Source organism: Pseudoalteromonas sp. 13-15, from assembly GCF_001468205.2.
Lineage (GTDB): Bacteria > Pseudomonadota > Gammaproteobacteria > Enterobacterales > Alteromonadaceae > Pseudoalteromonas > Pseudoalteromonas marina.
The window spans coordinates 916,985-931,223 of record NZ_CP019162.1 but is presented as its reverse complement, the minus strand read 5'-3'; the positions used below and the strand labels follow the sequence as shown (position 1 = coordinate 931,223).

Here is a 14,239-nt window from a genome sequence, read left to right as displayed (position 1 = left end):
TGCGATTCTCAATTAAAAAAACTTAACTTACAAAAGCAATTGCTGCGCCAAATATAAAAACATTTAAAATCAATGTGTTGTTTTTTATTCCAGGTTAATTGAGAGCATATTTAGTAAAATGTACACATTGGTTTATCACTTTTACTTAATGTGTTTATAGGTGTGTTTAAATTGGTTTTACAACTTTTTACAGTCTTAATTTTGTAAACGTATAGTATAAATACATGTTTTTAGAGGAGGGGATTATGAAGCTATTACTAACACTATTAATAAGTGTGTACTTAAGTGGTTGCACGGTGGCCGGAGTTTTAATAGATGGGCATGCTCAAAATAACGAAAAATTAAATCAAAATATGAATAGCAAAGCTCGTTCAGATCCTTACAAAGATCCTTTCAAACCCATTCCAAAAGATAGAGAAGGATTTTCTTTTACAAAATTAGGTTTAAAAATTGATTCTGCATTAGTCGACTTTGTCAGTGTGGAAAATAAGCAACAACGCCAAGTGTGTAGGAAGGTGAGTAAAAGTTTAAAAGAGTGTGTAGAACTAAATAAGCCAGAACTACACATTAACGAGACTACGCAGTTAAAAACTGACTATGAAATAATAAGTGTTGGTCAATAAAACTACTTATAAAGAAGTAACTGTGATCGTAACCTTCTTGCATTTCCAGCGTTAACGGGTAACTCTTATCGTGAGCGATAGCCACTAGGTTGTGTGGTTTAAGTTGCTCCTCTAAAAAGCCATCGGCATCACCCTGCGATACTAGCATAGGTAGGTAGTCGTCCTGCTTTGCTAGTTTCATAAGCTCACACGTATCGTATTGTGCCCAAAGTGATTTATTGTCACCTAAATAACCAGTAAACGCTTTTGTGCCCCATGGGCAATTTATTGGGTTAACGATTGGGCTAAACGCAGAGGTACTTACATAGGCTTGTGGGTTTTTAAGTGCAACCATTAAAGCACCGTGCCCACCCATAGAATGACCACTAATGGCTTTAGTACTTGTTACCGGAAAATGCTGTTCAATAAGTGCTGGTAGCTCATTAACGACATACTCGTACATATTAAAATGTGTATTGTAAGGTGCTTGAGTAGCATTGACATAAAAACCAGCACCTTGAGCAAAGTCATAACTATCTTCATTGGGTACGTTATCGCCACGCGGGCTTGTATCCGGTGCCACTATTGCAATACCCAGCTCAGCAGCTTTTTTAAACGCGCCCGCTTTTTGCATAAAGTTTTCGTCAGTACAGGTTAAACCCGATAGCCAATAAAGCACAGGGACTTTGTTTGTTTCACTTGCACCTGGTGGTAAAAATACCGCAAAACGCATTGTGCAATGGGTACTTGTTGCAGCGTGAGTGTATTGCTTATGCCAACCACCGGCTACTTTTGTACTTGAGATATTCTCTAACATAAAAATCCTTAAAAGCCGCAAACGTTCAAGTTTTACGGCTTTATATCAAGTTGTTTACTAAGTGCTTGTTAGTAATGAATTACAGTACGAATACTCTTGCCTTCGTGCATTAAATCAAATGCATCGTTAATTTCTTCTAGGCTCATTGTATGAGTAATAAAGTCGTTTAGTGCAAATTCGCCTGCCATGTAGCGCTCAACTATTTCAGGAAGTTGCGAGCGGCCTTTAACGCCACCAAATGCACTACCACGCCATACACGGCCAGTAACAAGCTGGAAAGGACGAGTTGAAATTTCTTGGCCAGCACCGGCTACACCAATAATTACCGATTCCCCCCAACCTTTATGGCAACACTCAAGGGCAGAGCGCATTACATCAACGTTACCAATACATTCAAATGAGTAATCAACGCCACCGTCAGTCATTTCAACGATCACTTCTTGAATTGGCTTGTCGAAATCTTTGGGGTTTATTAAATCGGTTGCGCCAAGTTTAGTAGCAAGGTCAAATTTACTGGTGTTAATGTCTACACCAATAATACGACTCGCGCCGGCCATTTTTGCACCAATAATGGCCGATAAACCAATACCACCAAGGCCAAATATAGCGACTGTATCGCCTTCTTTAACTTTAGCTGTGTTAGTTACAGCACCCATACCGGTTGTAACACCACACCCTAATAAACAAATTTCTTCTAAAGAGGCTTCTTTGTTTACTTTGGCCAGTGAAATTTCTGGAAGTACTGTGTACTCAGAAAATGTAGACGTACCCATGTAGTGGTAAATTGGTTGGCCGTCTTTAAAAAAGCGTGTTGTGCCATCTGGCATTAAGCCTTTACCTTGTGTTTCGCGTACTGCAGAGCAAAGGTTAGTTTTGCCTGATGTACACATTTTACATTCGCCACATTCAGCGGTATAAAGTGGAATTACATGATCCCCCACTTCAACACTCGTTACACCTTCGCCAACTGCATAAACAACACCTGCGCCTTCATGGCCTAAAATAGCTGGGAATATACCTTCTGGATCTTCACCTGATAACGTAAATGCATCGGTATGACAAACACCAGTAGCAGTAATTTTCACCATTACTTCGCCTTTTTTAGGCATCATTACATCAACTTCTTCAACGCTTAAAGGTTGGTTAGGGCCCCAAGCAATCGCCGCTTTTGATTTAATAAAATCAGACATGTGTTTATCCTTAGTAGTGTTATTTAATATCAATTGTAGACCCATTTTGTTTGGGTGATGGGACTATTGTATTTGTTTCTCATATAATGATAATCTCTGATTTATTAAAACACTTTTACAGTATGGTAATAATGTCGCGTTGGGATGGGATTGACGAATTTATTGCAGTCGGTGAGGAAGGAAGCTTTACTGCTGCAGCTAGGATAATGGGCCTTTCGGTTGCCCATATTAGCCGTCATGTAACCGCCCTTGAGCAACGTTTAAATACCCAGCTTTTAACGCGCACCACACGAAAAGTTGTTCTTACCAAAGAAGGTGAGGTTTTTTTACACCAAATAAAACACTTACAGCATGCAATGGACGATGCTACGCAGGGCCTTGCATCACATCAAACAACCCCTAAAGGAAAAATTAAACTAACAGCCCCGGTAATGTTCGGCGAAACCTTTATTATGCCTATTGTGCACAAATTTATGCACGATCACCCCGATGTTGAAGTTATTGCAAACCTAAGTAACGAACAAGAAGATTTACTTGAAGGCGGGTTTGACTTAGCAATCAGGTTAGGCCATTTAAAAGATTCGAGCTTAAAAGCGCGAAGGTTAAGTGATCGGCGCTTTATTATGTGTGCATCGCCTTCTTATTTAAGGCGCTTTGGTGAGCCACATACCTTAGGTGAGCTACATAACCACCAGTGTTTAGTAGGGAATAGTAGTTATTGGCGTGTAAACGAAAATGAGCGTGAAAAACACATTAAAATTGCTGGCAGATTACATTGCAACAGTGGTTGGGCACTTGTTGATGGTGCTAAAAAAGGCTTAGGTATTGTGCAACTTCCTGATTACTACATAGATAATGAGCTTAATAGTGGTGAGTTAGTGCCTATTTTAACGTCTTACCAACCCAAGCAAGAAGGTGTGTGGGGGGTTTATCCACCACGTCAGTTTGTAGCTACCAATGTACGTGTATTACTCGACTATTTAGTTGCTGGCCTTAAAGAATAAATTGCTATAAGTGAATTGCTGAAAAATCAGCCAAGTATCAGATTTATAAATTATTTCTTACATTTATGGTCATATTCAATTCATCTTAGTTCGTGCTACTATAGCCCCACACTTTTAGCATAAATGTTTTAAATTATATGTTTCAACCGGTTAGCTTATTTATAGGACTTAGATACAGCCGCTCCTCAAAAGGGAATGCGTTTATATCGTTTATTTCTTTTTTTTCTATTGCCGGCATTGCTATCGGTTTAATGGCTTTATTTACCGTAAGCAGTGTAATGAATGGTTTTGAGCATAGCTTAAAAACTAATATGCTTGGCCTTATTCCGCACATTGAGGTTAAATCTGATCAGCACACCCCAGAGCAAATAACGAGTTTAAAGGCAGATCTCACTAAATCTTCATATGTGAAACATGTTAATTTGTATCGCCAAGGCGAAGCTATTTTGCAAACCAATAAAGATCTTCACGGTGTATTACTGCAAGGTTTATATGACAATAACGGTGCGTTATACAAAGTTACTGAGAAAATAGTACAAGGCAATTGGCAAACAGTACTTAATAGTAATTATAACATTGCTATAAGCCGCTATTTGAGTCGGAAGTTAGGTGTTGGTTTAGGTGATAAACTTCGTGTGATCATGCCAAATGCATCTACTTATACTCCTTTGGGGCGTGTGCCTAGCCAGCGTTTATTTAAAGTTGCAGCAATATACGAAACGGGCTCTGAAATAGACATGGCACTCGCTTTCACAAGTGGGCCATCGCTTCAGCGTGTTTTAAAGTTAAATAAAAATGTTGCCCCAAATTTAAGTGTGTCACTTTTTGAACCCTTTGAATTGGACCAATTTACGGACGCAAGCCAACTTATATTAAAAGGTTACAACTATTCAGATTGGCGAAGCAGCCAAGGCACGTTATTTGCCGCAGTAGCAATGGAAAAGCGGATCATGTCCATGTTACTTGCACTTATTGTGCTGGTGGCTGTGTTTAATATTGTATCTGCCTTAACAATGATGGTGAGTGAAAAACAAGGGGAAGTTGCGATACTTCAAACACTTGGGCTTACACCGTCTCAGGTGCAAAAAGTATTTATGGTTCAAGGTCTTTACAATGGCGTTATTGGAACATTAATCGGCGCTTTTTTTGGGGTGCTACTGAGTTTATACATAAATGAGCTTCTTGAATTAGTTGGCCTGAGTCTACTTGCTGGCATTGAACTACCTGTGAAATTTGATGTGCTTAGTTTAGTAATAATTGCGTTTGCCAGTATTGCTATGAGCTTTTTAGCTACCTTATATCCTGCGCGCAAAGCCGCAAAAGTAAAACCAGCAGAGGTGTTGCGTTATGAATAATTTAGTAATTAGTTGTGAAAATTTAAGCAAAGTATACCAAGATGGCAACAACCAAGTTGAAGTGCTAAAGGGCGTAGATTTAGCGCTACAGCAAGGTGAAATGCTTGCTATTGTAGGTAGTTCTGGTTCTGGTAAAAGTACGCTTTTGCATATACTCGGTACGCTTGATACTGCCACTGCAGGTGTTGCTAAAATTAAAAATCAAGAAGTTGCTAAGTTATCTCGTACTGAACAAGCAGCTTTTAGAAACCAAAATTTAGGTTTCATTTATCAGTTTCACCATTTATTGATGGAGTTTAGTGCTGTAGAAAATGTAGCAATGCCTTTGCTAATAAAAGGCTTAACGGCAAAAGAAGCAAAAGTACAGGCGCTCGACATGCTTGAAAAAGTGGGTCTTGCACATCGAAGTGATCATAAACCTTCTGCACTTTCAGGAGGAGAGCGTCAACGAGTTGCTATTGCCCGTGCTTTGGTTACTAAACCTGCGTTGGTTCTTGCTGATGAGCCAACAGGTAATTTAGACAAGCAAAATGCGATTAAAATTTATGATTTAATAAATGAGCTAAACCAGAGTTTAAACACGAGCTTTGTAGTGGTAACTCATGATTTAGAGCTTGCTGATAAACTAGGTAAAATAGCTTACTTAGATGACGGTAAACTATCGGTAAAAGAGTCACAATATGTTGCTTAGTGCATTTTTAAGTAAACGTTTTAGAGCATACTCAGGTCATAAAGACGAAAAAAACGGGTTTGTTAGTTTTATAGCTAAAGCGTCTACTATAGGTATTTTATTGGGGGTCGCTGTTTTAATTGTTGCCCTTTCAGTAATTAACGGCTTTGAACAACAATTAGTCCATCGTTTACTAAGCGTAGTACCTCAGGTTGAATATGTTGCACCAAGCAGACCTATTGCTAATTGGCAGCTAAAAGTAGCTAATATAGAAAGTCAGCCGCATGTAACGGGAGCTGCCCCATTTATCGCGGTTAATGGTATGGCGCAGTATAAAAGCCAATTAAAAGCGGTCGAAATACGCGGTGTTAGCCCTTATTATGAGGGCAATGTTTCTGCAGTTAACCAGTTTGGAACAGGTAAATTAGTAAGCCAATTATCCTCTGAAGAGGTTATTTTAGGCCAACAAATAGTAAAGCAACTTGACGCAAAAGTGGGCGACAATATTACTTTGCTAATTCCTCAGGTTGGGCAAGCAGGTGGTCAGTTATTAGCACCTAAACGCGTTACCCTGAGCCTTGCAGGTGTTATTGAAATGGGCGGCCCAATTGATAGTACGGCTGCTTTTATACATTTAAGCAAAGCGCAGCAAACACTTGGCTACGACGAAACCCAAGTTACAGGTTTAAGGTTAAGTGTTGATGATGTGTTTTCAGCGCATCAAATAGCGCTTAATGTAGGGCAAACCATTAGCGATTATGTTTATATTTCTAGTTGGTTTAGAACACAAGGTAGCTTATATCAAGATATACAAATGGTTCGTACCATTGTTTATATTGTTGTGTTTTTAATTATTGCTGTTGCGAGTTTTAATATTGTGTCTTCTCTTGTCATGGAAGTGCGTGAAAAAGAAGGCAATATCGCAATTTTAAAAACAATGGGCGCTAAAGACAGCACTATTTTAGCAACCTTTGTAATGCAGGGATTAACGCAAGCGTTTGTGGGTGTCTTACTTGGCTCGTTCATAGGTGTTGTATTAGCATTAAACATAAGTGAATTATTTGCTTGGCTGAGCCAGCTAATGGGTGCTAATCCGCTTGAAGGGGTTTATTTTATAGAATTTTTACCTAGTAAGCTTGTGCTCGAAGACATCGGCATTACAGTAATTGCAACATTCGTACTTGCTATTTTTGCGACTATTTATCCCGCATGGCAGGCTACGCGAGTCGATCCGGCAAAGGTGCTGGGTAATTAACCTTACTAAAACAATAGGGGCAGGTTTGTAAAGCTGCTAAACTACGCGCTCAATTAATAGTGGGCGCTATTGCTCAGCTATATAACACCTTACTCAGGAAATTACTTTGACAAATAACGATATTTTACGCCGTCTTCGCTATACCTTTAATTTAACCGATACTGCCGTGGTTGACATTTTTGCTGCGGCAGAGGCTACAGTAAAAACAGAGCAAGTCATTGCGTGGTTAACAAAAGAGGGCGAGCAAGAGTTTGTTAAAATTTCAGACACTGAGTTTGCAACCTTCCTAAACGGGTTTATTAATACCAAACGAGGTAAACGCGAGGGTGTACAGCCAATACCAGAGAGTAAGCTCAATAATAATATTATCTTTATGAAGTTACGCATTGCTTTAAACTTGAAGGCTGAAGATGTAATAGCCACGCTTGCATTGGTTGATTTTGATTTAAGCAAACACGAATTAAGTGCGTTTTCTCGTAAAGTAGACAATAAGCATTACCGGGTGTGTAACGATCAAATACTTCGTTTATTTTTAACCGGCGTTCAGCAGCAATACCGCCCTGAGTAATTACTAATAAATATTTTGTCCAAAAACGTTGTAATAACCAACGTTTTTTAGACAGTCATCTTTAAGTGTTTACTAAGATTGTAATTAATCTAACTTAGCGATAATATTTAAAGGCTAACTTTACTAGACCAATTTAAATGGCTTAAAAAGCAACCATCACATAAATACAAAAATAGCGGCTTTTAAGCACATTATTTCAAGCCAACGAAAGTATAAAAGGAATTTAAAATGCAATTAATACCCGCAACATTTTATTTTCCGCCTGACAAAGAAAAAGATTTTCAGTATCAACTCAACAAAAGCACCGTTCATTTTGCCAACATCGCGTTGTATTTGGCTGCTTTTTTTTTATCACTTTTAGTTGTTCTTTCGTGGTTGAATGATAAGCAATCTTTATACTCTGTCATTAATGTTTTAAGACTATCGATGGTTTGTTTGTCGTTTATATTGGTTTATGTAAACAATAAATTAAAGGCAAAATACTTACATTATCGTTGTTTTGCTTATGGCGTTTTATTTTGTGTTTTATTTGGGTATTTATTTTGGTCCTTTGTCGGATTATATGGTTATTTAAACGAGGGAGGGCCTATGCTTGTAGTGGCTTCCTTTTCTGCAATACCCATGCTTCATTTAGGCCATAAACTTATTTTATGGACAATTACGGGGTTAAGCCTTCTAAGTGTTCATTTGTTTTCATCCACGCCAATAATATGGAGCCTTTACTTTTACATTAGCATTGTGATTGTAATGGCGTGTATTCAATATCAACTGGATATACTTTTACGTAAACAATATGAAGCTGAGCTTGTTGAAACACAAAAAGCAAACATTGATCAACTAACGGGGTTATATAATAGACACAGTTTTGACTCAGAATGTAAACGCTTAATGAATCAAATAAAGCCATCTCATTCGCTAGCGCTTGCTATGGTTGATATCGATGACTTTAAAAAATATAACGATAATTACGGGCATTTAGATGGCGATAACATACTCATTGATGTTGCGAGCCGATTAAAAAAACTCCAGGCAGATATCGTTGTTAGATTTGGTGGTGAAGAATTTATCTTAGTTAAAATTTTAGATCAAAATAATTTAGACTGGCTTGATGATTTACCCAATCTTTTTGCTACAAATACGATAAGCCACGAATACTCAACATTTAAACGTGTAACTGTTTCTGCTGGCGTTGTCGTAGCTGATTTTTCCGCCCTTTGTCCAGACATTAAAGCATTGCTATCTGTAGCCGATAAAGCGATGTACAAAGCAAAAAATACAGGTAAAAATAAAGTAATTAAAGATTACATATAAAAATGGCCCAACATTTATATTGTGTCATGCTGGGCAAGTTTACATTATGAAAATAATTTACTTGATAATACTTCTTGCATTTGTTCTCGCATTTTGAACTTTTGTAGTTTGCCTGTCACTGTCATAGGGTAACTTTCTACAAAGCGAATATACCTAGGCATTTTAAAGTAGGCGAGTTTGTCATGTAAAAATGCACGGATCGCTTGTTCATCGAGTGTTGTATCTTCTTTTGGTTGGATCCACGCACACACTTCTTCACCGTATTTTTCATCGCTGATACCAAATACAGCGGCGTCTTGTATGCCTAGATAAGTATAAAGCACCTCTTCAATTTCTCGAGGGTAAACGTTTTCACCACCACGGATAATCATGTCTTTAATTCGCCCAACAATACTCACAAATCCTTCGCTATCCATAACACCTAAATCGCCTGAATGAAGCCAGCCGTCACTATCTATGGTGGCTTTTGTTTTTTCTTCGTCATTCCAATAGCAGCGCATTATTCCTAAGCCTTTGGAGCATACTTCACCGGGTAAACCTATTTTTTGAATATTACCCAGTTCATCAATAATTTTTACCTCAGTATGTGCAAGGGCGCGGCCAACGGTTGTTACTTGGCGCTCTATTGATGAATCAGTTTCGGTTATATTATTGATTGGGCTGCATTCAGTTTGCCCATAGGCAATTAAAACTTGGTGCATATTCATTTGTGTTTGAACTTTTCGCATGACTTGTTCGGGGCAAGTAGAGCCTGCCATAACGCCGGTTCTGAGTGTACTCAAGTCATATTCACTAAAGGTACTGAGCTCAAGTTGACTAATAAACACAGTGGGAACACCGTGCAGTGCTGTACAACCTTCTTGTTCAATTACATCAAGCGTTGTTTTGGCGTCAAATGAATCACTAGGATAAATGGCTGCGGCGCCTTTTGTAACGCATAAAAGACTACCTAAAACCATACCAAAGCAATGATATAAAGGAACTGGAATACAAAGCTTGTCGTGCTCAGTAAAATGCATAGAGTCGCTAACAAAAAGCGCGTTATTTAATATGTTTTTATGAGTGAGTGTAGCGCCTTTTGGGTTACCTGTTGTGCCTGAAGTAAATTGTATATTTATGTCCTGTTCGGCATTTAAATTTGCAGCAATAGCATTAAGTTCAAGCTCATGAGCTGGCATTGCCATTCGCATAATATCGGAAAACGAAAACATGCCAGCGCTTACCTTATCACCAATAAGAATTACATTCTTAAGATTGGGCAGAGCTTTAGCTGAAAGCTTGCCACTGTCACAATGTTTAAGTTCTGGCGCTAGACTATTTAGCATTTCTATATAGTTGCTGCCTTTAAATTGTGAAGCGGTAATGAGTGTTGAACATTCAACGCTATTTAATGCATATTGAAGCTCATTTGGCCGATAGGCTGGGTTAATGCAAACCATAATGGCACCAATCTTTGCGGTAGCGAATTGAGTTAAGCACCACTGTATATTATTAGGTGACCATATTCCGACCCGATCGCCTGGCTTAACACCGATGGCTAATAGCCCCATTGCGAGTTGATTCACTTCTTTTTGAAATTCTTTGTAGGTTAAACGAATGTTTTGATGATTGACCACTACCGCAAGCGAGTTAGGGTTTTTGTCGACAATGAAGTCGAAGTAAGCACCAATGGTTTTATTGGTTAAAGGTGTATTTTGTGCGCCTTTAAAATAGCTTTTGGACAACGGTAGTGAATTTATTACTTCTACTTCTTTAACCGTTTTATGTAGTGTGTGCATGTTTTTCTCCGTGTCGATGTGTGTGTATTACATAAACTAGGAACTAAATAAACACACATTGTCGACAAAAAGAAGGGTGGTTAGACTAATGTATTATAAGTAAAGATGTAGCCAGTAAAATAGTAGCAATAAAAAACGCGCCATATTGGCGCGTTCATAATTTAAAAAACTTTTAACGTTTTAAATTACATTTCGTCACTACGATACGTTTTTTTCATTATGTATACGTAGGCGTTCACAAATGCATTTTCTTGGTACTTTTTAAGGCCTGTTTCCTCAAATGCTATTGGGATAGGGTTACGCTTAACTTGCTCTTTAATCTCTGTAGTTGAGAATACGCGAACATCAAGGTTTTCAATGAGCTGAATAGCGGTTTCCATTTTAAAACCTTTCGCACTGCCGGCAAATTTACCTTTTGGTTGGCGTTCGCGAATGGCAACAGAGTCAATTTGGTAATCTTGCATTAGCTTTGCAAAATCAAATTGAAATTTACGCATTATTTCAGTGTCGTTACCATTACCTAAGGTAAAACGTGTTTGACGCACATCGCGAATATCAAAAACATCGTTATCTTTACTTAAAATACAAAGTAGTACGTCACTACCGGTAATTTCTACACCACATGTTCTCATTGCTGTTCTCTAATAAAACTTAATTATTGCGTATTATACGCAACATCGAATAAATTGCGAGAATAAGCAATAAGGTGAATTCTTATTATGCATTTCTCAAAATTGTCATCGTTTTTATCTATATTTACAAACTTACGCAAAATAACATTGATTACAGTGCCTTTAAACTTGTAATTGTTTCTCGCTCACGCGACAATATATTTTTGTAGTTGAGCAGACTCAGCATCTACATCAGCCTGTTAGGCGAAAAATAGTCAATGCTTATTCGTAAGAGTGTTGTCGAGTCATTCTCATTTAATTTTATTTAAAGTACACGTGATACATTGTAGGTGTCACCACTGTATGTAAGGATTTATAATGCCAGTTATTACCCTTCCTGACGGCAGTCAGCGTAGTTTTGAAAACCCTGTAAGTACCCTTGATGTCGCAAACGATATTGGTCCAGGTCTAGCTAAAGCAACCATTGCTGGTCGTGTTAATGGCGACCGTGTTGATGCGTGTGACCTAATCAATGATGATGCACGGCTTGAGATCATCACAGCAAAAGATGAAGACGGACTTGAGATTATTCGTCACTCGTGTGCTCACTTAATAGGTCATGCGGTTAAGCAACTTTTCCCTGAAGCAAAAATGGCTATTGGTCCAACTATTGATAACGGTTTTTACTACGATATCGATATGGAACATTCTTTGTCACAAGATGACTTAGATGCCATTGAAAAGCGTATGTTGCAACTTGCAAAAACAAACTACGACGTAGTGAAAAAAACAGTAAGCTGGCAAGAAGCTCGCGATACGTTTGAAGCGCGTGGCGAAACATACAAAATGGAAATTTTGGACGAAAACATTGCAAAAGATGATCGCCCAGGATTATACCACCACGAAGAATACGTAGACATGTGTCGTGGTCCTCATGTACCTAACATGAAATTCTGCCAAAACTTCAAAATAATGAAAGTAGCAGGTGCGTACTGGCGTGGTGATTCAGAAAACAAAATGCTACAGCGTATTTACGGCACAGCGTGGGGTGATAAAAAGCAACTTAAAGCGTACCTTAAACGCTTAGAAGAGGCTGAAAAGCGTGATCACCGTCGTATTGGTAAGGCTCTAGATTTATGGCACTGGCAAGAAGAAGCGCCAGGTATGGTATTTTGGCACAACGATGGTTGGAGCATTTACCGTGAGCTTGAAGAGTTTGTTCGTGAAAAATTACGTGAATACCAATACGAAGAAGTAAAAGGTCCAATGATGATGGACCGATCTTTGTGGGAAAAATCTGGTCACTGGGATAAATACTCAGACGCCATGTTCACCACAGAGTCTGAAAAGCGCGAATACGCTATTAAACCAATGAACTGCCCGGGTCACGTGCAAATTTTTAACCAAGGTTTAAAATCGTACCGTGATTTACCACTGCGTATGGCCGAGTTTGGTTGTTGTCACCGTAACGAACCATCAGGCGCTTTACACGGCTTAATGCGTGTACGTGGCTTTACACAAGATGATGCTCACGTGTTCTGTACAGAAGAGCAAGTAATGGACGAAGTTTCAGCGTGTATTAAGATGGTTTATGATACCTATGAAACATTCGGTTTTGACAAAATTGTAGTTAAGCTTTCTACGCGTCCAGAAAAACGTATTGGTGACGATGAAATTTGGGACAAAGCAGAGGTTGCATTAGCTGATGCACTTAAGGCAAACGACATTGAATTTGATTACCTACCAGGTGAAGGTGCCTTTTACGGACCTAAAATTGAATTTACTTTGTACGATTGTTTAGACAGAGCGTGGCAATGTGGTACAGTGCAACTAGATTTTGCACTTCCGGGTCGTTTAGGCGCTACTTATGTAGCAGAAAACAACGAACGACGCACTCCAGTTATGATACACCGTGCTATTTTAGGCTCAATTGAGCGCTTTATCGGTATTTTAACTGAAGAATACGCTGGTTTATTCCCAACGTGGCTTGCTCCAAAGCAAGTGGTAATCATGAATATTACCGATAAACAAGCAGATTACGTGCACGAAATTGTACAAAAATTAAATAAACTTGGAATTAGAGCCGCTGCTGACTTGAGAAATGAGAAGATTGGCTTTAAAATCCGTGAGCATACATTAAAGCGTATACCTTACTTACTGGTTGTTGGCGACAAAGAAGTTGAACAACAAGAAGTAGCGGTTCGTACGCGAACAGGTGAAGACCTGGGTAAATTTAATGTCGATGACTTTGTAGCTAAAATAAGCGAAGAGATTAAAAATCGACAGTAAAAATCGAGCGTGTAGGGCTGTAACTAAAAGTCATCTACACGCTTATATTATTGATATTCTTGGAGGAACGTACCATTAGAGGCGGCAAGAAAGGGCAACAAACAGCTCAAAAAAATCGTATTAACGAAGAAATTACAGCTCAAGAAGTTCGTTTAATCGACATCGACGGCGAACAAGCTGGCATTCAGTCATTAAAAGACGCACAAGCTATGGCTGATGCAGCGGGTGTTGATCTTGTAGAGATTAGCCCAAACGCTGAGCCGCCTGTTTGTAAGGTTATGGACTACGGTAAGTTCATCTTTGAAAAAAGCAAAGAACTGAAAGAGCAGAAGAAGAAGCAAAAGCAAATCCAGATTAAAGAAATCAAATTCCGTCCTGGTACGGATGAAGGTGATTATCAGGTTAAGCTTCGCAACTTACGTAAGTTCTTAGAAGCTGGCGATAAAGCTAAAATTACCATCCGCTTCCGTGGCCGTGAAATGGCTCACCAAGAAATTGGCATCGAACTATTAAACCGCGTTAAAGGCGATTTAGAAGATTTAGCAGTCGTTGAGTCTTTCCCAAATCGCGTTGAAGGCCGTCAAATGGTTATGATGATGGCACCTATTGCTAAAAAGTAATTTTTAAGTAATAATGCGCACCGAATTTAGCTCAGGTCTGCAAGCAATATGCAAATATTCACCTGAGTTAACCGGTTTTAAAGTAAAGTTGCAGCATTTTATGCTGGGCTTTCACCGGAACATGGCAGTAAGTTAGGCCTAAAAGTGGAGCTATAGAAATATACCTCAC

Annotated in this window: 13 protein-coding genes; 9 read left to right on the top strand and 4 right to left on the bottom strand. The window is 38.8% G+C overall.

The genetic code is table 11. The features are described from left to right. Window positions 1-245: 245 nt before the first annotated feature. Window positions 246-623, top strand: a complete 378-nt coding sequence (locus tag ATS72_RS04355) for a hypothetical protein (RefSeq protein ID WP_058428960.1) — start codon at window positions 246-248, stop codon at window positions 621-623. On the opposite strand, the gene fghA is transcribed toward ATS72_RS04355, so the two are convergent. Both fghA and ATS72_RS04345 read right to left on the bottom strand, forming a co-directional pair. Continuing rightward, window positions 577-1,419, bottom strand: a complete 843-nt coding sequence (gene fghA, locus ATS72_RS04350) for an S-formylglutathione hydrolase (RefSeq protein WP_058428959.1) — start codon at window positions 1,417-1,419, stop codon at window positions 577-579. The genes ATS72_RS04355 and fghA overlap by 47 nt on opposite strands. A gap of 68 nt (window positions 1,420-1,487) precedes the next feature. Beyond that, complete coding sequence (locus ATS72_RS04345) at window positions 1,488-2,609, bottom strand: S-(hydroxymethyl)glutathione dehydrogenase/class III alcohol dehydrogenase (protein WP_006794756.1); 1,122 nt, start codon at window positions 2,607-2,609, stop codon at window positions 1,488-1,490. 131 nt (window positions 2,610-2,740) lie between these two features. Here ATS72_RS04345 and ATS72_RS04340 point away from each other — a divergent pair, with 131 nt between their 5' ends. The 6 genes from ATS72_RS04340 (at window position 2,741) to ATS72_RS04315 (ending at window position 8,772) form a co-directional block, all read left to right on the top strand. After that, window positions 2,741-3,613: a LysR family transcriptional regulator gene (locus ATS72_RS04340; RefSeq protein WP_170865575.1), complete on the top strand. Its 873-nt coding sequence runs from the start codon at window positions 2,741-2,743 to the stop codon at window positions 3,611-3,613. A gap of 137 nt (window positions 3,614-3,750) precedes the next feature. Beyond that, a complete protein-coding gene (locus tag ATS72_RS04335; RefSeq protein ID WP_058428957.1) occupies window positions 3,751-4,968 on the top strand; it encodes a lipoprotein-releasing ABC transporter permease subunit in 1,218 nt (405 codons plus the stop codon). After that, complete coding sequence (gene lolD, locus ATS72_RS04330; protein ID WP_010557437.1) at window positions 4,961-5,659, top strand: lipoprotein-releasing ABC transporter ATP-binding protein LolD; 699 nt, start codon at window positions 4,961-4,963, stop codon at window positions 5,657-5,659. The genes ATS72_RS04335 and lolD overlap by 8 nt, the downstream gene beginning before the upstream one ends. Further along, window positions 5,649-6,893, top strand: a complete 1,245-nt coding sequence (locus ATS72_RS04325; RefSeq protein WP_058428956.1) for a lipoprotein-releasing ABC transporter permease subunit — start codon at window positions 5,649-5,651, stop codon at window positions 6,891-6,893. Before lolD ends, ATS72_RS04325 begins: the two co-directional genes overlap by 11 nt. A gap of 106 nt (window positions 6,894-6,999) precedes the next feature. Further along, window positions 7,000-7,461 (top strand): DUF1456 family protein, encoded by a 462-nt coding sequence (locus tag ATS72_RS04320; RefSeq protein WP_058428955.1) that lies wholly within the window; start codon window positions 7,000-7,002, stop codon window positions 7,459-7,461. Window positions 7,462-7,689: 228 nt separating this feature from the next. After that, window positions 7,690-8,772, top strand: coding sequence for a GGDEF domain-containing protein (locus tag ATS72_RS04315; RefSeq protein WP_058428954.1), 1,083 nt, complete (start codon window positions 7,690-7,692; stop codon window positions 8,770-8,772). 44 nt (window positions 8,773-8,816) lie between these two features. On the opposite strand, the gene ATS72_RS04310 is transcribed toward ATS72_RS04315, so the two are convergent. Continuing rightward, the gene (locus tag ATS72_RS04310; protein ID WP_058428953.1) at window positions 8,817-10,550 is read right to left on the bottom strand and encodes an AMP-binding protein; all 1,734 of its coding nucleotides are present in this window, start codon (window positions 10,548-10,550) and stop codon (window positions 8,817-8,819) included. Window positions 10,551-10,735: 185 nt separating this feature from the next. Continuing rightward, entirely contained in the window at window positions 10,736-11,182 is a 447-nt protein-coding gene (locus ATS72_RS04305) for a DUF3010 family protein (RefSeq protein WP_006794749.1), read from the bottom strand. Window positions 11,183-11,539: 357 nt separating this feature from the next. Here ATS72_RS04305 and thrS point away from each other — a divergent pair, with 357 nt between their 5' ends. Together thrS and infC are read left to right on the top strand one after the other, a co-directional pair. After that, window positions 11,540-13,450 (top strand): threonine--tRNA ligase, encoded by a 1,911-nt coding sequence (thrS, locus tag ATS72_RS04300; RefSeq protein WP_058428952.1) that lies wholly within the window; start codon window positions 11,540-11,542, stop codon window positions 13,448-13,450. 59 nt (window positions 13,451-13,509) lie between these two features. Next, window positions 13,510-14,070, top strand: a complete 561-nt coding sequence (gene infC / locus ATS72_RS04295; protein ID WP_006794470.1) for a translation initiation factor IF-3 — start codon at window positions 13,510-13,512, stop codon at window positions 14,068-14,070. The last annotated feature ends 169 nt before the right edge of the window (window positions 14,071-14,239 follow it).